At 70.5% G+C, this 19,435-nt stretch carries 19 protein-coding genes and 1 riboswitch; of the genes, 7 read left to right on the top strand and 12 right to left on the bottom strand.

Going from position 1 to position 19,435, the window contains the following annotated elements; genetic code table 11:
* Positions 1-20: 20 nt before the first annotated feature.
* The 7 genes from ACTIGN_RS14995 to ACTIGN_RS14965 all read right to left on the bottom strand — a co-directional run bounded on the left by ACTIGN_RS14995 (position 21) and on the right by ACTIGN_RS14965 (position 7,240).
* Positions 21-656 (bottom strand): sigma-70 family RNA polymerase sigma factor, encoded by a 636-nt coding sequence (locus ACTIGN_RS14995; protein WP_439625186.1) that lies wholly within the window; start codon positions 654-656, stop codon positions 21-23.
* Positions 657-720: 64 nt separating this feature from the next.
* Positions 721-1,653: a hypothetical protein gene (locus ACTIGN_RS14990; protein ID WP_439625184.1), complete on the bottom strand. Its 933-nt coding sequence runs from the start codon at positions 1,651-1,653 to the stop codon at positions 721-723.
* Between the two features lie 190 nt (positions 1,654-1,843).
* Positions 1,844-2,668, bottom strand: a complete 825-nt coding sequence (locus ACTIGN_RS14985; protein WP_439625182.1) for a TIGR03000 domain-containing protein — start codon at positions 2,666-2,668, stop codon at positions 1,844-1,846.
* Positions 2,669-2,745: 77 nt separating this feature from the next.
* The gene (locus ACTIGN_RS14980) at positions 2,746-3,219 is read right to left on the bottom strand and encodes an RrF2 family transcriptional regulator (RefSeq protein ID WP_439625180.1); all 474 of its coding nucleotides are present in this window, start codon (positions 3,217-3,219) and stop codon (positions 2,746-2,748) included.
* A 90-nt stretch (positions 3,220-3,309) separates the two neighbouring features.
* Positions 3,310-4,041: a phosphoadenylyl-sulfate reductase gene (locus ACTIGN_RS14975; protein WP_439625178.1), complete on the bottom strand. Its 732-nt coding sequence runs from the start codon at positions 4,039-4,041 to the stop codon at positions 3,310-3,312.
* 145 nt (positions 4,042-4,186) lie between these two features.
* Positions 4,187-6,154: an APC family permease gene (locus tag ACTIGN_RS14970; protein WP_439625176.1), complete on the bottom strand. Its 1,968-nt coding sequence runs from the start codon at positions 6,152-6,154 to the stop codon at positions 4,187-4,189.
* Positions 6,155-6,279: 125 nt separating this feature from the next.
* Positions 6,280-6,451: riboswitch (cyclic di-AMP (ydaO/yuaA leader) on the bottom strand.
* Positions 6,452-6,673: 222 nt separating this feature from the next.
* Positions 6,674-7,240 (bottom strand): hypothetical protein, encoded by a 567-nt coding sequence (locus tag ACTIGN_RS14965; protein WP_439625174.1) that lies wholly within the window; start codon positions 7,238-7,240, stop codon positions 6,674-6,676.
* 181 nt (positions 7,241-7,421) lie between these two features.
* Here ACTIGN_RS14965 and ACTIGN_RS14960 point away from each other — a divergent pair, with 181 nt between their 5' ends.
* Positions 7,422-7,991, top strand: coding sequence for a cob(I)yrinic acid a,c-diamide adenosyltransferase (locus tag ACTIGN_RS14960; RefSeq protein ID WP_439625172.1), 570 nt, complete (start codon positions 7,422-7,424; stop codon positions 7,989-7,991).
* Positions 7,992-8,109: 118 nt separating this feature from the next.
* On the opposite strand, the gene ACTIGN_RS14955 is transcribed toward ACTIGN_RS14960, so the two are convergent.
* Entirely contained in the window at positions 8,110-8,370 is a 261-nt protein-coding gene (locus ACTIGN_RS14955) for a hypothetical protein (protein ID WP_439625170.1), read from the bottom strand.
* A complete protein-coding gene (gene trpD, locus ACTIGN_RS14950; RefSeq protein ID WP_439625168.1) occupies positions 8,367-9,389 on the bottom strand; it encodes an anthranilate phosphoribosyltransferase in 1,023 nt (340 codons plus the stop codon). The genes ACTIGN_RS14955 and trpD overlap by 4 nt, the downstream gene beginning before the upstream one ends.
* A 447-nt stretch (positions 9,390-9,836) precedes the next feature.
* Between trpD and lexA the strand changes: the two genes are divergently transcribed.
* The 6 genes from lexA to ACTIGN_RS14920 all read left to right on the top strand — a co-directional run bounded on the left by lexA (position 9,837) and on the right by ACTIGN_RS14920 (position 16,940).
* Positions 9,837-10,466 carry a transcriptional repressor LexA gene (lexA, locus tag ACTIGN_RS14945; RefSeq protein WP_439625166.1) on the top strand — a complete coding sequence of 210 codons (630 nt, stop codon included), beginning with the start codon at positions 9,837-9,839 and terminating at the stop codon, positions 10,464-10,466.
* Between the two features lie 268 nt (positions 10,467-10,734).
* Positions 10,735-11,247, top strand: a complete 513-nt coding sequence (gene tadA, locus ACTIGN_RS14940) for a tRNA adenosine(34) deaminase TadA (protein ID WP_439625164.1) — start codon at positions 10,735-10,737, stop codon at positions 11,245-11,247.
* 132 nt (positions 11,248-11,379) lie between these two features.
* Positions 11,380-13,092 carry an outer membrane protein assembly factor BamB family protein gene (locus ACTIGN_RS14935; protein ID WP_439625162.1) on the top strand — a complete coding sequence of 571 codons (1,713 nt, stop codon included), beginning with the start codon at positions 11,380-11,382 and terminating at the stop codon, positions 13,090-13,092.
* A gap of 132 nt (positions 13,093-13,224) precedes the next feature.
* The gene (locus ACTIGN_RS14930) at positions 13,225-14,808 is read left to right on the top strand and encodes a hypothetical protein (protein ID WP_439625160.1); all 1,584 of its coding nucleotides are present in this window, start codon (positions 13,225-13,227) and stop codon (positions 14,806-14,808) included.
* 347 nt (positions 14,809-15,155) lie between these two features.
* Positions 15,156-15,992 carry a sigma-70 family RNA polymerase sigma factor gene (locus ACTIGN_RS14925; RefSeq protein WP_439625158.1) on the top strand — a complete coding sequence of 279 codons (837 nt, stop codon included), beginning with the start codon at positions 15,156-15,158 and terminating at the stop codon, positions 15,990-15,992.
* 189 nt (positions 15,993-16,181) lie between these two features.
* A complete protein-coding gene (locus ACTIGN_RS14920; RefSeq protein ID WP_439625156.1) occupies positions 16,182-16,940 on the top strand; it encodes a tetratricopeptide repeat protein in 759 nt (252 codons plus the stop codon).
* A gap of 38 nt (positions 16,941-16,978) precedes the next feature.
* Here ACTIGN_RS14920 and ACTIGN_RS14915 read toward each other — a convergent pair whose 3' ends face one another.
* The 3 genes from ACTIGN_RS14915 to ACTIGN_RS14905 are packed head-to-tail and all read right to left on the bottom strand — an operon-like array spanning position 16,979 to position 19,339.
* Positions 16,979-17,302, bottom strand: coding sequence for a hypothetical protein (locus tag ACTIGN_RS14915; RefSeq protein WP_439625155.1), 324 nt, complete (start codon positions 17,300-17,302; stop codon positions 16,979-16,981).
* Positions 17,303-17,339: 37 nt separating this feature from the next.
* Complete coding sequence (locus ACTIGN_RS14910; RefSeq protein ID WP_439625153.1) at positions 17,340-18,287, bottom strand: SPFH domain-containing protein; 948 nt, start codon at positions 18,285-18,287, stop codon at positions 17,340-17,342.
* A 14-nt stretch (positions 18,288-18,301) separates the two neighbouring features.
* On the bottom strand, positions 18,302-19,339 hold the full coding sequence (locus tag ACTIGN_RS14905) for an SPFH domain-containing protein (protein ID WP_439625151.1): 1,038 nt from the start codon (positions 19,337-19,339) through the stop codon (positions 18,302-18,304).
* Between the last annotated feature and the right edge of the window lie 96 nt (positions 19,340-19,435).

The following is a 19,435-nucleotide window of genomic DNA, read 5'->3' as shown; positions in this document are numbered from 1 at the left end:
TGTGCCACCCGGACCCGGGGCTACGCCCCGTCGGTGAACCCGGGGAGCGTTTCGAGGATCTGCTTGAGCCGGGCCAGGGCGCGGACGTACCGCTTGCTCGCGGCGGCCGGCTGGATGCCGAGGATCTCGGCCGTCTCGGTGTTGCTCAGCTCCTCGAAGTGCCGCAGGGCCAGCACCTCGCGGTCCACCGGGTCCATCTGGTTGAGCGCCTCTTCGAGCTGCGCGTAAGCCTCGTTCTTCGCGGCCGCGTGGCTCGGGCTGGTCAGCCCGCCCAGCAGGTACGCCGCGAGGCACGCCGAGTCGGTCCCCGGGGCCGGGGCGTCGATGGTCACGTCCTTGCCGGCGTTCCGCTTCTGGGCGAGGTGCTCGCGGTGGACGTCGGCGAGCCGCTGCCCGACCACGAGCCGGAGCCACCCGAAGAACGGCTGGTCCGGCTTGTCGAAGTAGTGGTCCACCCGCTTCAGCGCGTCGATGTACGCCTCCTGCAGCACGTCGGACGGCGACACGCGGCCGGCGAGCCGGTGGTCGAGGCGGAGTTGCACCATGCGGCGGAGCTTGTCGCGGTGCCGGTCGAACAGTTCGGCCAGCGCGCCGCGGTCCCCGGCCCGCAACCGGGCGATGAGTGCGGCCACCTCGGTGTCGGTCTCGGCAGGCATCGCGGGTTCCCGTCGGGCGTTCGTGCCCTACTCAAGAAACGGATTCCGCGCCGCCCCCGCGACATCACTCGTCGTCGTCGGGCGGGTCGGGCGGGTCGTCGGTCTCGTCCTTCGCGCCCGGCGGCCGCATCGCGAGGATCTTCTTGTCGGTGATGCGGAACGACTTCAGGAACCGGTGTACGCTGGGGTTCCCCGGCTCGCTGAACTGCCCGCCGGCGACCAGTACGTACACGCGGTTGCCGGCGAGCACGACCCGGCCCGAGACGGTCCCGCCGTTCTTGAACTCGTAGGAGAAGTCGCGGGCCGGGAACCCCTGGTGCGTGGCCGGCTCGTTTCGGCCGAGGGTGACGTTGCTCTCCGACGTGATCGCCTTCACCTCGGTTTCGAGGAACTTCGCGTCGGGGAACCTGGGGTTCCCCCTGGCGTCCTTCAGGTCGCGGTGCGCGACGATGTAGTTCTCGGACCGCGTCCACACGCTGGTCCCTTCGACCCCGTCGTGCTTGCGGTCCTTCTGGGGCTTCACCCGCATGGCCATGTCCGGGTCGGCGTCGCCGGGGAGATCGACGCGGAACCCGCCCTTTTCCGACTCGTGCTCGTGCCACGTCGGTTCCGGGAGCACGACCGCGGCCAGCCCGCAGCACCCGCACCCGCCGACGAACATGGCGACGAGCGTGACCGACACCCAGAACTGCTGGCCCCGGTTCGGGGGCGGTTCGGCGTCGTCGTACCGGTCGTCGGCTCGCGGGCGGTCGGGTCGGGACGGGCGGGTCGGGCGGCGCTCGGCCGGCCCCGGCGACACGGCCTCGGCGGGGTGGGCGACGGGGAGGAGTTCGGTGCGGCCCTGGGCGTCGGTCGCGTCGTCCAGGGCGTCGAGGGGCTGCGCGTCGGGCACGCGGAGCACGGCCAGGCACCCGCCGCACCGGACCAACCGCCCCGCGGGACCGTCGCCGGTCCGCAGCGTGCCGCCGCACCCCGGACAGTTGAACTCGACCGCCATTCACGCGCCCCGTTCGCACCGCACACGGTAAAAGCTCATCCTACCCGGCGGGGCCGGGCCGCGACAGGGCACCGGAAGTGGCGAGATGGGGTGGCAGATTTGGGCGAGCGGGGGACGTGAGTCCCCCGGTGAATTGCGAAGTGCGGTGCTACCGGGGGACTCACGTCCCCCGCTCGCCAAGACGGTCGGCTCACTTCTTCTCTTTGACCACCCACAGGTGCAGGGTGTACTCGTCGCCGTCCTCGCCCTTCACCTGGACCGTCTTGTCGGGGGCCCAGTCGCCGAGCTTGAACCGGTGCGACACGACCCGCGCGCCGGGCTTGAGCATCTTCTGGAGCAGCGGGCTCATGCGGGCGCCGAGGTCGTCGCCGATGTACACGAGCACCACCGACGACTCGGCCACGGCGGCCATGTCCTTCTCGTTCAGGATGTCGCCCTGGGCGATGACGACCCGGTCGGCGACGCCCTCGTCTTTCGCCTTGTCCTGCGCGACCTTGACCATCTTCGGGTCGATCTCGATGCCGAACCCCTTCTTCGCGCCGAGCTTCTTCACCGGGCGGATCAGCATGACCGCGTCGCCGCAGCCCGGGTCGAAGATCACGTCGTCCTTGGTCACCTTCGCCAACTCGGCCATCTTGTCCACGATGTCGCCCGGGGTCGGCACCCACCGGACCACGATCTTGTCGAGCTTCTTGTCCTCGACGGAGAGGTCCAAGGTGACCGCGTCGCCGGCCTTGACGGTGACCTCGCGGGGCCGGGTGATCTTCGTGTAGTTGTTCGGCTCGATCAGTGCCTCGACGGCGAACTTGTACTCCTTGCCCGGCTCCAGGGCGGGGGTCGTGAACACCCGGGTGCCGTCCTTGCCCTTCACCTCGGCCCCGTCCACCTTCACGACGGTGTCCTTGAAGCTGCTCTCGGTCACCTTCACGGTGATGGTCGCGGCCTTCTTCTCCTGGGCGGTCGCCAGCCCGAGCAGGGCGGCGAACGCGGCCCCGGCGCACAGCACTCGCATCATGGGTCGCTCTCGTGATGTGAAAGAACCCCGGGAGGGCCCGGGGTCTGGTCGTTATATGCGGTCGCGGCGGGCGGCGGTCAGATCATGTACTGGAGCCCCTCGCTCTGGGCCACGAGGTCCGCGAGGGTGGTGTTCTTGAGGACGCCCTCTTGGGCCTCGACGACCCGGTCCCAGACGGACCGGACGTTGCGGACGAAGATGGTGAGCTGCAGCTCGGCCTTCTTGCGGGCCGGGGCGGGCGCGTCCTTCCGCCGGGCGCTGGGCACGGCGCTCTTCCCGGTCCGCCGCTCGGGCGGGTCGATGACCCGGAGGATGTCGTAGAGCGAGATCTCCTCGGGCCGCCGGGCCAGGGTGTACCCGCCGGCCGCCCCGCGGGTGCTCTCGACGAGCCCGGCCCGCTTCAGGTCCAGGAGGATCTGCACGAGGAACCGGTCGGAGATGCCGTGCTTGTCGGCGACGTCGCCGAGCCGCACGGGCCGCGGGTCGGCGTGCCGCGCGGCCAGCTCCAGCATCGCGACGCAGGCGTACTCGGCTTTGGCGGAGAAGAGCATGGTGGGTAGTGGTTAGTGGGGCGTGGGCAGTGAACGCGGTGGGGACCGGTGGGTTCGACTCCCCACTCCCCACTGTCCACGACCCACTTTTCAAATCCCGCCGCCGTCTTGCTGCTCGATCACGTGCAGGCCGCACTCCTTCTTGACCTTGCCGGCCCAGCGGCCGGCGCGGTCGTCCTCGCCGGCCCCGACCGCCCGCGTACACGGCCAGCACCCGATGCTCGGGTACCCCTGGTCGTGCATCGGGTTGTACGGCACGTCGTTATCGAGGATGAACTTCCACACGTCTCCCTTGGTCCAGTTCAGCAGCGGGTTCACCTTCACGAGGTTGAACTTCGCGTCCCACTGGACGACGTCGGCCTGGCCGCGGTCGGCCGTCTGGTCCTTGCGGATCGCGCTGATCCACGCGGCCGGGTCGAGCCGCTTGAGCGCCTGCTTCAGCGGCACGATCTTGCGGTCGTGGCAGCACTGGTCGGGCCGCAGGCCGTACAGCGGCCCGCCGTGCTCGCGCTCGTACTGCTCGACCGACTTCTCGGGCCGGACGTACTCGATCGAGACGCCGTACTTCTCCCGGATCCGCTCGGCGAGGTCCAGCGTCGCGGGGAACTGGTAGCCGGTGTCCAGGTTGATGAACATCACGCCGGGCTCGATCTTCGCCAGCATGTGGATGACGCAGCAGCCTTCTGCGCCGAACGCTGTCGCCATGAGCAGACGGGGGTGGTAGCGGCGGACCGCCCACTTCAAGATGTCCTGCGGACTGGCCTTCGCCAGATCCCGGTTCGCCCGCTCAAGTTCCGACGCCAGTCGCTGGGACTCCGTCATCCCATCCCCCGCCGCCCGATTTCGACAGATACCTTATCGGTATCGTAGGGATTCGAACGCGAGAAGAAAAGTGTCCACTCAGTAGTGTGGTTCCCCACGCGACGAATGAGTTGCTCCGTCGCGTGGGGCCGCGTCCCCGGTGCGCTCAGATCCGGATCGGCACGATCACGAACGGGACCCCCTGCTGGCAGTAGACCTTCTGGAGCGCGAACACGACGTAGTTGTGCAACCAGCGGGTCCAGGGCGTTTCGCGCTCGAAGGCGAGTTGCCCCGCGAACACGACGGCGGCCGGGTGGTCCCGCAGGGCGTCCCGCACGAGCGCCTCGATCACCTCCATCACGTCCGGGCCGATGGCGGTCCGCACCTCGGCCTCCAGCCCGCACTCGCGGGCCAGGTCGGCGTACCGCCGGGCCTGGTCGTCGGTCGCGGCGCGGAGCCCCGCCACCTCCGCGGCCCCCTTGAACGACCCGGCGTCGACGGCCCCTGCGAGGACGAACACGCACCGGTCGAACGTGCCCGGGAACATGCGGAACACGTTCAGGAACGTGGTAACGCCGAGCCCGTTGTACCCGTTGCACAGGAGCACCGCGGTGCGGCCCCGGCCGGGCTCGGGCCGGCCGCCGGGCAACCGCGGGTCGCGCTCGGCCTCGGCGAGGTCGGCGTCGAGCCGCGCGAGCCGGCGGGCGACGCCGTCGTAGTGCCGCCGGACCAGGTGCGCGACCGCGACCACGGCCGACGTGACGAGGAGCGTCACCCACCCGCCCTCGAAGAACTTGATCGCGCAGAGGGCGGCGAGGATCGACGCGGTGACCGCGAGCCCGGCGCCGTTGACGAGCAGCCCCCGCCGCCACGCCCGGCCCCGCTTCCGCTCGCCCCACCAGTGGGCGCACATGCCGAGTTGGGACAGCGAGAACGTGAGGAACACGTTGATGCTGTAGAGCACGACGAGCAGGTCCACGCTCCCGCCGGCGAGCACGACCACGGCGAGGGCCGCGGCCCCCATGAGGAGCAGGCCGTTCTGCGCGACGAGCCGGTCCGAGAGGGTCGCGAACCGGCTCGGGAACCACCGGTCCAGGGCCATCGTGGCCAGCACCCGGGGGCCGTCGAGGAACCCGGCCTGGGCCGCGATGAACAGCAGCGCCGTGGCGCTGAGCATGCCGACCGTGACGAACGCGGCCCCGAGCCACGCGGGCCAGGTCGCGGTGATCGACTCGAACAGCACCGCGTTGAGCGTCTTCCCCTCGACCGGGCGGACCCCGACGAACAGGTACCCCAGGAGCAGGCCGAACACCGTGACGGCCAGCGAGACGCCCATCAGGGTCATGGTCCGCTTCCCGGTCTCGGCCTGCGGGGCGCGGAGGGCCGGCAGCCCGTTGGAGACGGCCTCGATGCCCGTGTACGTCCCGGCCCCGACGCTGAACGCCCGGAGCATCAGGACCAGCACCCCGGCGAGCCCGAGTTCGGCGTGCGCCGCCCCGATCTCGCGGGCGGTCCGCTCGGTCACCGCCCCGGCGTCGGCGAGGTGGATGCCGACGGCGACCAGGATCGCGACCGCGTGCGTGGCGATGAACGCGAAGAACACCGGCACCCACATCACGACCGACTCGCGGACCCCGCGGAGGTTCACGACGGTCATCGCGGCCACGCCGCCGCACGCGAACGGCACCTTCCACGCCCGCCACTCCGGGGGCAGGAGCGAGAACAGCGCGTCGGCCCCGGCGGCGACCGAGATCGCGACCGTCAGGACGTAGTCGACCAGCAGCGCCGACCCGGACACGACCCCGGCCCCCCGGCCGAGCAACTTGCTCGCCACGAGGTAGCCGCCGCCCCCGGTCGGGAACAGCCCGATGATCTGCCGGTAGCTCACACACAGCACCGCGATGGTGAGGACCGAGCCGAGGGCGACGAACACGGCCAGGGCCGGGAACCGGCCCAGCGCCTTGTACGTCTCCTCCGGGCCGTAGCACGACGACGAGAGCCCGTCGGCCCCGAGGCCGACCCAGGCCAGCAGCGCGACGAGCGACACCTTGTGGAACAGTGCCGCGTCTGCCAGGTCGCGCGGCGGACCGACCACGACCTCCCGGAGGCGGACCCATGCGGATCGCCGAGACATGCGAGTGACCCCGTGCCGCCGCGGCGCGAACCGCGGTCGCGCGGTGGCGCGACGGTGCCGCGGCGGCAACGCCCGAAACAAAGGTGCGAAGGGGGTCACGGTCCCGCGAGGTGCGGTGAGGTGTGGTCCGCCCTTCCAAACGCCTACGAGGTTAGCTGACGGGCTGGACCTTGGAAGTGGTCTGGTCGCGGGTTCGTCGCGACCTGCGCCCCAACCCCCGGGTGCCAGTGGCACGCCTGAGGTCATTGGTTCCCCCGCGCCGATCGGTACGCCGATCGGCTTAGGCAATGTCAAGTCTACCCTGTTCCGGGCGATTTTCAATCGCGTTGCGGCCGGCCGGCCGCAACGCCAAACACCCGACTCCTTTCGGAGCCGGGTGCGGCGGTCGCCTTCAAGCACGACGGAGGGTACGGGGCGAATGCGGAGTTCGGAACGTGGAGTGCGGAATCCCAACGAACCAAGGCGTGAGAGTCGGTTCGCGTCTGGAATTCCGCACTCCGAAATCCGCGTTCCGCAATCTCAATACTTCGTCATGTCGGCCGTGATCTGCCGCTGCACGTCCGTGTTCGGGCCGACGTACAGGTGCAGGTGGTCCTTGTCGATGTACAGCACCTGGACCCGGTTCTTCCTGGTCTGCATCGGGAACGGGTGGTCGCTCTGCACGGTCTCGGTGTAGTACACCACGCACTCCCAGTGGCAGTGGTGCAGCTGGGCCGGCCCGACGAGCGGGAAGAACCGGGGCGGGTCGATCTTGTCGACCAGGCGGTTCTTGACGATCACGATGTCGTCGCGGAACTCCTCGAAAATGTACGGGACGCCGCGGGTGACGCGGGGCATGGCCCGGAGCACCTCCTGGTCGCTCGGCGGGTCCTCGCAGATCGGCGGCGGGAACCCGTCGCGGATCGGCGGCATGACCGGCGTGCGGCCGTCGTTGCGGTTGCCGTACTTCTGGTTCATGCGCTCCGCGACCCAGGGCTGGATCGGGACCGGCGTGAACAGACCCATCGTGAACGGGTTGCAGCCGACGTTTGCGACCGTCAAGGCGGCCGCGGCCAGCAGCAGTGCGTGGCGACGAACTCGGAACATTCTCCCCCCTCCGTGCGAGCCGAACCGACCTTGGTTACCAACTGTATCGTCCCGACCGCTTCGCGGAGTTGAGAGTTTCGAGTTGGATGTTTCGGGTTTTGGGGTCGTGGCGATTTTGTCGGCCCTGCGTGCCTACGATGACAGGGGCGCGACTTTGAACTCGAAACGCGAAACGGGTCCGATGGTCTTCCTATCCCGCATCTACACGAAGTCGGGCGACACCGGCGAGACCGGCCTGGGCGACGGCACCCGCGTGCCCAAGGACCACGCCCGCGTCGCGGCCTACGGCGAGGTGGACGAACTGAACGCCGTACTCGGCCTGGTCGCCGCGAACGTCCCAACGTGCCCGGCCGCCGCGGTCCTGCGGTCGATCCAGAACGACCTGTTCGACGTGGGGGCCGACCTGTGCGTGCCGCCGTTCGCGGGAGAGGAGCCGGGGAAGTCCCTGCGCGTGACCGCGGCGCAGGCCGAGCGCCTGGAGCGCGCCATCGACCGGCTGAACGAGAAGCTGGAACCGCTGCGGAGCTTCATCCTGCCGGGCGGAACGCCGGCCGCCGCGTACCTGCACCTGGCCCGCACCGTGTGCCGCCGGGCCGAGCGCGCCGTTGTGACGCTGATGCGCACGGAGACGGTGAACCCGCAGGCGCTGATCTACCTGAACCGGCTGAGCGACTACCTGTTCGTCCTGGCCCGCGTGGCCAACGACGACGGCCGCGGCGACGTACTCTGGGTTCCCGGCGGCAACCGGTAGGGCGAGTAAGTGAGATGTAGGGCCGGCTGTGCCGGCCGAGACCGAGGCATTCGAGTTGCACCAGCCGGCCCTACGACCGGGCGTGTCCCATGAGGCTGGAATCGGTCTCACGCGGTGGTTACAGGACTCCACCGACTTTGGCGAAGCACAGCAACGCCACCGCGGTGCCGAAGACCCGCCACATCATTGCGTTCACCGCGACCGCATTTCGAGACATGCGGTCGCCCCACATGCGTGGCACCCAGGGCGGGTGCAGCTGGTACTTTGCTGCGGAATACGATGCGATCGCATCTGCCCGAAGCGCGACGGCTATCCCGATCGACGCGACCAGCACCAGAACAACGCCATCGGACATCGGGGCTTCCTCGTTGAAGGTCACCCCCGCGTCAGCGCCTCGAGTGCCGCGCGGGGCTTGCCGGCCTTGAGTGCGGCGTCGGCCATCTCGACGCCGTCGCGGAGCGTGGTCACGAACTCGGCCGCCCACAGCGCCGCGGCGGCGTTCGCCAGAACGATCCGCCGGGCCGGGCCGTCGTCGCCGTCGAGCACCCCGCGGATGATCGCGGCGCTCTCCTTCGCGTCGGCCGCCTTGATCGCGCTGATCCGCACCGCACCGAGCCCGAACTCGTCCGGGCTCCACTCCCGCACCTCGTACTCCTCGCCGCGGACCACCCGCACCATCGTCGGGGCCGAGAGGCTCACCTCGTCCAGCCCGTCGAAGCTCGTCACCAGCACCGCCTTCCGCGTGCCCAGCGCCGCGATCGCGCCGGCGAGCGGGTCGAGCAGGTCCGGCTTGCCGACGCCGAGGAGCTGGTACGGGGCGCTCGCCGGGTTCGCGAGCGGGCCGAGGAGGTTGAACACGGTCCGGATGCCGAGCTTCTTCCGCAACTCGGCGACGTGCGCCATGCCGCGGTGGAAGTGCGGGGCGTAGCAGAACGCGAACCCGACGCGGTCGAGGCACTTCTGCGCCCACTCCGGCCCGGCCTCGATCGGCACCCCGAGTTCGCGGAGCACGTCGGCACTGCCCGACTTGCTCGACACGGCCCGGTTCCCGTGCTTCACGATGGGGACGCCCGCGCCGCACGCCACCAGCGCCGCCGCGGTGCTGATGTTGAACGTGCCGCTGTCGTCGCCGCCGGTGCCGCACGTGTCGAGGACCGGCCCCGACACGGGGACGAGCCGCACCATCTGCTCGCGGAGCACCTGGGCGGCGGCGGCGATCTCGTCGGCCGTCTCGCCCTTCATGCGGAGGGCGGTGAGGAACGCGGCCCCGCGGGCGTCGTCGACGCGGCCGGCGACCAAGTCGCGGACCGCCTCGGTCACCCGGGCCGGCGGCACGTCGCGCCCGGTGAGGAGCAGCGCGAACAACTCGGGGAACCAGCTCGGTGGCTGCAGCTCCACAGACCACCCCCTTCGGGAAATGCACGGAGAACGGACCGGGCGGGAAGCACCACAGAACCCTGGGACCCGGGGTTTACACCCTTGAACCCAGGGTTTGCACCCTGGGCTACGCACTGCCGTCCCTCCGGGACTCAAGCAATTAGCCCCCGAAGGGGGCGGCAGTGCGTAGCCCAGGGTGCGAACCCTGGGACCGCATTGGGTCCGCGGGTGCTAAACCCGTCCGGGGCTTCCCCCGTCCTTCGTACTTGCGGGTCCAGTGCTTTCCAACTCAAATCGGTAAAAACTGACTTTCTTTCTGTACGCCTGTTCCTTATACTTCCATACACAGTGGACAGGTGTAGGAGGTGCGCCGGTTGGGCAGGAAGCTCCGGGCGGTCGAACTTCCTACTTCCCCACCCCACCGACCACACCTCTACCACTTATGCGCGCTGCGCCCGGGGTCCAGTCATGAGCGAGCCACAACAGCCCCTGACCGACAAGCAGCAGAAGATCTACCACTTCATCCGCAAGCACATCGAGTCGAAGGGCTACCCCCCGGCGATCCGCGACATCTGCGACGCCTTCAGCATCTCGTCGCCCAACGGCGTCATGTGCCACCTGAAGGCGCTGGAGAAAAAGGGCCACATCAACCGCGTCACCAAGAAGGACAACGAGAAGGCCCAGGCCCGCGGGATCACCATCCCCGGCGTCTCGGCCGGCGGCCTGAGCTTCCCGCTCCTGGGCGTCGTCGCCGCCGGCAAGGCCATCGAGGCCGAGGAGCAGGAGGAGCGGCTCGAGATCCGCGACCTGTTCGCGGGCGACGAGTTGTTCGTCGTGAAGGTCCGCGGGCAATCGATGATCGAGGGCCAGATCGCCGACGGCGACTACGTCGTCATCCGCAAGTGCTCGACGTGCGACAACGGCGACAAGGTCGTCGCGATGGTCGACCGGGCGATGACCCTGAAGAAGTACTACAAGAAGAAGAACGAGATCCGCCTGGAGCCGATGAACAGCACGATGGAGCCGATCATCGTCGACCCAAGCAAGCAGGACGTGCAGATCCTCGGCGTCCTCGCCGGCGTCATCCGCAAGTGCTGACCTCGGAGCGGGCGGAGTATTATCCGCAGATTACGCAGAAGACACAGATTAGAGGACAGAGGGCGGCTGTAGCCCCGGAGGGGCGGCGGATGGTAACCAGGGGTGCGGCCTGCTTCGGGCAAACCCCTGGTCCCCGGAGCATCGCGAACCACCCCGGACCAGGGGTCGCCGCACCCGCGGCTTCAAAACCCTCCGCTGATTCTTAATCTGTGTCCATCTGCGTAATCTGTGGATAACTCTCTTCTCTTTCTGCCACCCGTCACCCGTCATGGACCCGTTCAACCCGTTCGACCTGGCGTTCACCAACCCGGCGCACCCGTTCCACGTCCACCACATGGAGATGTGCCTGGCCGAGGCCGAGGTCGCCGCGGCCGAGGACGAGGTGCCCGTCGGGGCGCTGGTCGTCCACCCCGAGCGGGGCGTGATCGGCCTGGCCCACAATCAGCGCGAGCAGCTCCACGACCCGACCGCCCACGCCGAGATCGTCGCCATCACCCAGGCCGGCAACGCGCTGAAGTCGTGGCGGCTCGACCGGTGCATCCTGTACGTCACCCTGGAGCCGTGCGCCATGTGCGCCGGGGCGGTCGTGAACGGCCGCGTGTCGATGGTCGTGTACGGCGCGACCGACCCCAAGGCCGGCGCGTGCGACACGCTGTTCCGCATCCCGACCGACCCGCGGCTCAACCACCGGGCCGTCGTCCTCGGCGGGGTATTGGCCGACCGGTGCGGGGCCGTGTTGACGGATTTCTTCCGGCGGAAGCGGGAACAGGGGAAGAAGTGACCGCGCAACCCGCGCCGCCGGCACGCTCGCCCCACTTATTACCCGCCGCCCGCGGGTAAGTCGTTCCACCCGCCCGGGGCGGCGTGTTAAACTGAGGGGAATCATCGCCGCCCCGCGCCCGGAGCCTTCACCATGTGGCACCGCTCGGCAACCGTACTCTTCCTCGTCTTGGCCGCCGCAACCGCGGCCCCGGCGCAGGTCAACAACGTCTACTCGAGGGCCGTCCCGCCCGACAAGGCGGCCCTGGAGCGGCTGAACCTCAAGATCGAGTGGACCGCCAACATCCCGGTCGCGGGCCGGCGGGACTCGCTCACCCAGATCCAGCTCGTCGACGACCAGATCTTCATCCAGACGCGAACCGGGCTGCTCGTCGCCGGCGACGCGGTGACCGGACAGCTCCAGTGGTTCGCCCAGCTCGGCGACAAGGACTACGCGAACACGTACCCGGTCGCGACGAACTCGCAGTTCGTGTACGTCATGAACGTCACCAAGCTGCACTGCTTCCACCGGTACACCGGCGTGGTCGAGTACGTCCACGACGTCGGCGCGCCGGCCACGGTCGGCCCGGCGGCCGATGAAACGGGCGTGTACTGCGTGCTGGGGCTGCGGACCGGCAACACCGGCACCCACCGGATCGCGGTGTTCGACGTGCTCCGGCCCATCGCCATCAGCGCCCCGGCCGCGGACCCGAACAAGCCGGCCGCGAAGGACCCGAGGGCCGTGAACCCGGTGGACCGGCTCGTGACCCGGTACGCCCCCGAGCACATGTACCGCACGACGGTACCCGACGTGTTCGACCCGGGCCGCGCGGCGGCCCGCTCGGTGGAGGCCCCGGTCGGCGGCGCCGCCGGGAGCCGGACCCCGTCGCTGAACATCCTGTCGAAGGTCTCCCCGCCGTACACGCTGGACAGCGAGTCGCCCGCCCCCTCGATCACCATCCTGCCGTCGCTCCGCCAGCCGTACCGCCTGCGGAACGACTTCCAGCAGGACATCCAGCGGACCGCGTCCCTGGGCGTGATCCCCCCGTCGCTTGCGGCGTCGATGGCCCTCGGCGACCTGCGGCCGCGGGCCGTCGGCCCGCCGATGCGGTGGGAGTACGGGCTGACAACCCGGGTCCTGTTCCCCCCGTTCCTGACGCCGACCCGCGTGTGGGCGGTGACCGGCACTCAGTCGCTCCTGGCCCTGAACAAGCGGGACAAGAAGACGGAGGTCGTCCAGCAACTGGCCGACCCGATCAGCGCCCCGCCGGGCCGCGCCGGGCTGACGTCCTACGTCCCGCTCGGGTCCGGGTACGTCGTCGCCGTCGAGGGGGCGAGCGGCAGCATCGGCGGCGGCGCGAACGTCCTGTGGCGCGCGCCGGTCGGCGGCATCGCCAACCACCAGCCGTTCGTCACCGACAAGTTCGTGTACGCCCACGGGGACCACTCCGGGGTCGTGTGCGTGAGCCGGTCCAACGGCGACCTCGTGTGGCGGTCCGACGAGTCGGCCGACCGCCTCATCGCCGCGAACCAGGAGTTCGTCTACGTCCGCGACCGGCTCGGGAACCTGCTGGTGTTCGACGCCAAGCGGCCGACCGGTACCAAGACGCTCCGGTCCGCGCCGCTGGCCGGCATCAACCTGAGCGAGTTCAACATCAACGTCACGAACACCGCGTCGGACCGCATCTACCTTGCGGCCGACAACGGGCTGATCGTGTGCCTGCGGGACACGAGCGCGAAGTACGCCCGGCCCGTGCGGGTGTGCCCCGAGCCCACGGTGAACGCGACCCCAAGGGGCGCCGTCGAGGGCGGCCCCAAGGGCGACGGCGCGATGCCCAAGAGCGACGCCGAGCCGAAGAAGGAATGACCCGGCGGCGGGATTAGCTGCCGGTCGAGCCGACGGCGGGGTTCCGGTGAGAGGCGCGTCCGCCCGGTGCGCGGCCCAACCGGCGGCGGGCGCCGCGCCGCTCGCCGACATTTCAACACAGCAGTGGTGCGTATGAAGCCGGCGCTCCGCCTGCTGGCCGCTCTCCTGCTCGCCGCGCCCCTCGCGTTCCCGGTCGCCGAACTCGCCGCGCGCCCCGCCGGGTTCGCCGCCCTTTTCGAAGCGCCCCGCGCGACCCCCCTGGTCCTGAACACGCTCGCCCTCGCCGCGGGTGCGGTGCTCGTCGCGGTCCCGCTCGGGACCGCCGCGGCCGTCGCTGTCGAACGCGGCCGCGGCGCGGGGCGAGTGGTGCTCCGCGGCCTCGTGGTCCTCGGGCTCGTGGTCCCGCTGCCGGTGTACGCCGCCGCGTGGCAGGCCGTGTTCCGCGTCGCGGCGCTCCCCGACGCGGGCGGGTGGCGGCCGTGGGCGCTCGGCCTGCTGCCGGCCGCGTGGGTCCACGGCGTCGCGGGGATCCCGTGGGTGGCGGCGGTCGTCGGGCTCGCGCTCCGCACGACCGACCCGCGGCTCGAAGACGACGCGCGGCTCCTCGGCGGCCGCCGCGCGGTGCGGCGGTGGGTGCTGTGGCCGCGGGTCCGGGCCGCGGCGCTCGCAGGGGCGTGCTGGGTCGCGGTGCTGGCGTTCACCGAGTCGGCCGTCACGGACCTGTTCATGGTGCGGACGTTCGCCGAGGAGGTGTACTTTCAGCTCGTCGGCAACCCGGCGGGCGTGGCAGCCGCGGTCGCGGTGACGCTCCCGGCGTGGCTCGCGGCGGCGGTCGGTGCGGGCGTGGTCCTGCGGCGCGGCGCGGCGCTCCGGGCACCCGTCGCCCCGCCGGGACCGCGGGCCGACCCGGTGGGGGGCGGGCCGCTGGCGCGCGCCGCGTGGCTCGGCGCGCTGGTGCTGGTCGGGGTGCCGCTCGCGGGTCTGGTCGTGCGAACCGGCGACGCCGGGCAGTTCGCCCGCGTCGCGCGAACCCACGGCGGCACGCTCGCATCGAGTGGGGCGTGGGCCGCGGTCGCCGGGCTCGTCGCGGCCCGGCTCGCGCTCGCCGCGTGCGTGCGTTCGCGGGAGTCGCGGCCCGCGGCGCAAGTGCTCCTGGCCTTCACCGCAATCGCGTGGGTGACCCCGGCCCCGTTGATCGGCCTGGGGCTGAAGGCACTCATCGCGGCGCTCGTGGCCCTCGAAGACGCGGTCCTCGGTCCCGACGCGGCGTTCGCCCCGCTCCGGGCGCTGCTGTACGACCAACCGTCGCCGGTCGCGCCCGTGTGGGCGGCCGTCGTGAAGTTCTTCCCGGTTGCGGTGGCGATTTTGTGGCCGGCGGTGCAGGCGGTTCCGCATGAACTGGTCGAGGCCGCGCAACTCGACGGCGGACCGCTCGCCGCGCGCCGCGACGTGATCGGTCCCGCGACCCGCCGGGCGGTGCGGCTCGCGGCCGCCGCGGTCGCGCTCCTCGCGCTCGGCGAGGTGGTGGCCACGAAGCTGGTGCAGCCGCCGGGGCGGCGGACGTTCGCGGGCGACCTGTTCGACGCGATGCACTACGGGGCCGACGCGACGGTTGCGGCGATGTGTCTGTTGCAGGTCGCGGTCCTCGCGGCCGCGGCACTGCTGGTCCCCTGGAATTTCCGGGCCCAATCTGCGGCAAATCGGGAAAACCATTGAAGTTCGACACGGCCGTCCGATATCCTAAAGACGCCGCAGAACCGCTACCACCGGTCCGCCGCACGGCCCGCCCGAGGTCGGCTCCCATCGGTCCCAGGCCCTGCGTTCCGGTTGTGCGTGCTGTACGGTCGGTATCGGTCGCTTTTTCCTTCCGGTCATGAGTTCCCGTACCACCTTTATCCAGGTTATCGTTTCAGCGGTCGATACGTTCTTGCGGGCACAACCAGTGGCGGGAGTCACCCGTCGCGTGCGGCCCGAGTGGGTCAGACCGGATGGCGGGTCTGACAGGGGCAAGACGCCGACCCCGCGCGACCGACGCCGGTAACTCAGTTGACAGGATGGCTCTCATGTCGCGACTCCGCCGCTACCGCCCGGACGTGGTCCAATCGCCGCTGGAGACGTACCTCCGGGAGATCAACGAGACGGCCCTGCTGTCCGCGGACCAGGAGAAGGACCTCGCGCGGAAGATCGCGGTCGGCGACACCGAGGCCCGGGACCAGATGGTCCGCGCCAACCTGCGGCTCGTGGTGAACATCGCCCGCGGGTACACCGGCAAGGGGCTCGCCCTCCAGGACCTCATCGAGGAGGGGAACCTCGGCCTGCTCCGCGCCGTCGAGGGGTTCGACCCGGTGATGGGCACCCGGTTCAGCACCTACGCGAGCTACTGGATCAAGCAGAGCATCAAGCGGGCGCTGGTGAACACGGCGAAGACGATCCGCATCCCGGCGTACATGGTCGAGCTGCTGGCGAAGTGGCGGCGGGCGACGAACAAGCTGACCGACGAACTCGGCCGCGCCCCGACCCACGAGGAGGTCGCCAAGCTCCTCGGGCTGCCGAAGAAGAAGCTCAACATCATCAAGAAGGCGATCCGCGTGTACAACGCGGCGCCGCAGTCGGACCAGGGCGAGCAGGGGTGGAGTATCGACGAGATGCTCATGGACGGCCGGTCCAAGACGCCCGACATGGAGATGGTCGAGACCGACGACCTGAAGCAGGTGATGCACCTGCTCGACAAGATGGACAAGCGCGAGGCGACCGTCCTGCGGATGCGGTTCGGGCTCGACGACGAGGAGCCGAAGACGCTCAAGGAGATCGGCGAGTGCCTGAACCTGACCCGCGAGCGGGTCCGCCAGATCGAGAGCGAGGCCCTCGCGAAGCTGAGCGAGAGCCTGAGCTGCGACTGATTGCCCTACCGTATCGAGGAGCCGCGGGCGGAGGGGGCACCCCCTCCGGCCGCGGCTCGAGCGTTTAAGCAGAACAACCCGGCCGGCTTGCCCATCTTCGCGCGGCACGTTCCCCATCCGCCCCGTTCCCGTCACCCCGCCGAACCCGCGTAGTCGATCTACCTCGCGTAACCTGCGCGGGAGGTCGGCATGGTGCGCCGCTGGGCACTCGTTGGGGTCGTCGCGTTCGGCGGGTGTGAGTCGCTGAAGACCGCGCCCGCGCCGCCGCCGGAGCCGGGCGCTCCGCCCGCGCGGGTGCCGCTGCGGGCCGCGGCCCCGCCCCCGGGAATCGTGCCCGTGGCGGCCCGGGTTCCGGCCCCGCAGCCGCCGCAAGAGCCCGAAACGCCTCAAGACGCCCTGTCACTCGCCGCGGATTGCCTGTCTCGGGGCGACCACGCGAGCGCCGCCCCCCACCTGGAGGCGCACGTCCGCGGGCACCCCGAGCAGGTGATGTTCCGCGTACAACTCGCGGAACTGTACCTGCGGCTCGGGCGGGACGACGCGGCGCGGGTCCACTTCGAGCAGTTTGCCGCCGAAGCCCGGCGGTTGACCGGCCCCGCGAAGAAGCAGGTCGTCCACGCGCACACGCGGCTCATGGAGATCGCCCAGCGCGACGGCGACCGCTTCGGCGAGGTGCTCCACCGCGGCGTCGGCCTGCTCCTCCTCACGGCAGAGCAGGACGAGCTGCCCGAGCGGGACGCGGGGTTCTGCGAGGAGATGGCGTGCAAGGCGCTGAAGGCGCTGCGCGAGGCGCGCGAGATCGGGCCGGACGACCCCGAGGTGCGGCACTGGCTCGCCGAGGCCTACGACCGCACCGGGAACCGCCGCGCCGCCGACGCCGAGCGCACCGTGGCGCGCACGGCCGTCACGCCGACCGGGCTGGGGCCGGCGCTCACCGTGCGGGAGTGAGCCGCGTTCCCCGCCGACCGCCGTGTCACCAAGGTGGGCTACTGGCGCTCTCCGTCAGAGTCATCGGTGCCGTCATCTGGAAACCAGATGAATGACGGCTCAACGGCGAGTGGCGGCACCGGCCCGGACTCGTACTCACACAGCCCTTCGACATCCATGCGGGGCGGATCGTCCCGGGTGTTGCGGACGAGATCGCGGAGCTTTTGCGTTTGCCGAAGAAGCTGGATTGCAGCCGTCTCGGCCCCTTCCTCGTTGTCAGCTTCCACATCGACTTGGGTAAAGAAGCTGTGCGGACGCGGGTCCGATTCGCCGTCGACCGGGATGAGGAAGTTGTGACCGCGGACACGCACTGTAAACCGCATTCACGACCCTTTCTACCAAGGTACTGTCTCGTTTGTGCTAGCGCCGCGGGCCGGGCGTCGGCACGAACTCGGTCAGGTTCAACTCGCCGTTCTGGAGGTGCTGGTCGAGCGGCCGCACCCGGCCGCCGCGGGCCTCCAGCGACTCTAGCGCCTTGCTCATCTCGGCCCACCACACCACCGCGAGCGAGTCCGGGTTGTTCCTCGCGACCTCGCGGTGCGCGGCGAGTTCGTCGAGGAACGCCGCGGCCTCGGCCCGCGCCTGGCGCAGTTGCGACTCGCGGGACTCTTCGGCCTCCTGCCCGAGCTTGTAGCGCAGCGCGTCGGACTGCCGCTCCCGCAGTTCCTTCTCTTGAAGCGCCTGGAACTCGCGGGTGCGGATGCCGGCCTGCGCCTGGGTGACGGCCTCGAACGCGGCCCGGACCTCTTCCGGCGGCGCGAGGTAGCCGACGCTCACCCGCTGGAGCCGCACGCCGAGGTGGTACTCGGGGAGCCGCTCGGCGACGCGGGCCGCGACCCACGCCGGCAGCGCCGCGTTCCCGGTGATGAGGACGCGGTCCACCCCGCGGCCGGCGACCCACTCGGCGGCCGCGGCTTCGGTGATGCGCGACAGCGTGGCGTCTACGGCGTCGCGGTGGTTCACGAAGTCGTCGAGGTCCGCGTCCGTCTCGCCGATGGCGTAGTCGAGGACGAGTTGCACGTTGACGAGGTTCTGGTCGCCGGTGAGGAACTGGCCCGGCGGCGTGCCCGGGGCGTCGGAGGCGGTCTGCTGGTCGTACCCGACGGTGAGCTGGAGCGCCGTGCGAACGGGGACGCGGTCGACGCGGTCGACGCCCCACGGGAGCCCGACCCACAGCCCGGGGCCGGGCCGCGCGACCACCTTCCCGAACCGCCGCACGACGACGCGCTCCTCCGGCGACACCTGCGACACGCCGGTGAGGAGGTACGCCGCGAGGGCGACGAGCAGGAGGTAGCGGAGGCGGAACATCAAGCGGCCCGTGGTTACTTCTGCGGCGTCGGCGGCCCCGCGAGCGGGCGGAGCAGCGGGTTCTTCGTGCTCAGCAGCCACACGTCGCGGGTGTTCTCCATCATCCGCTGGAACGCGCGGAGGTTCTGGAGGAACAGGTAGAACTCGCGGTCCTGCGCCCACGCCTGCGCGAGGATGCGCTTCGCCTCGGCGTTCGCCGTCCCCTCGATCACGGTCTTCCTCGCCCGCGCGTCGGCCTCGACGGTGCGGGCCGCGCGGTCGGCGTCGGTGGTGATGTCGGCGGCGCGCCGGCGGCCCTCGCTCTCGTAGTCGGCGGCCTTCTTGTCTCGCTCGCTGCGGATCCGCTCGGCGATCTTCGCCCGCACCGCCTCGGGGTAGCTGAACCGGCGGACGCGCACGTCCACGACCTCGATGCCGTACTCGGCCCGTGCCCGCTCCCGCAGGCCGTCGGTCGCGCCGTCGCTGCCGAGGAGCCGCTGGCGGACGCGCTCGACGCGCTCGTCGATCACCCTCGCGTCGGCGGCCCGGAACACCGCGTCGCCCGGCAGCACCGCCGCGACGCCGGCGACGCCCGCGGCCGCGGTCTGCACGTCCACCACGTCGATGAGCGTCTCGATCGGAACCGTGCTGACGACCGCCGACAGTCGGCCGTTCACGAGCGGCCCGAGGATCTTCTTCGCCTGCTCGGGCGTTCGCACGGTGCGGAAGAACTGGTCGGCGGCCGCCGCGTCGGGCACCTTCCAGACGATCGTGGCGTCCACGGTCAGGGTCGAGCCGACGGTCTGCTGGGCGGCGTCGCGGGCGCGGTCGCGGGTGAGCACCTCGACGGCCGGCAGGTCGATCGACTGGATGCGGCGGTCGATCCGCTGCACCGAGTCGACGGGCCACGGGAGCTTCGCGTGCAGCCCGGCGTCGGTCGCGCCGTCGTGAACGACGACGGGGTCGCCGAACCGGGTGACGTACACGAACTCGGCCTGATCGACGGCGTAGAGCGCCGTGCGCCCCCACAGCGCGAGGAGCAGAACAACCGGGACGAGGGTGTATCGGGTCATCACGCTGTTCGGCACTCGACGAGATCCGCAGGAAGTAGGTGGCGGGCCGCCACGGAGGGCGGCCCCTACCAGATGCAGGCTCTGGGTTTGTAGGGA

The organism is Gemmata sp. (genome assembly GCF_051859125.1).
Lineage (GTDB): Bacteria > Planctomycetota > Planctomycetia > Gemmatales > Gemmataceae > Gemmata.
The sequence above is the reverse complement of the archived record's forward strand: the minus strand, read 5'-3'. Positions and strand labels throughout refer to the sequence as shown.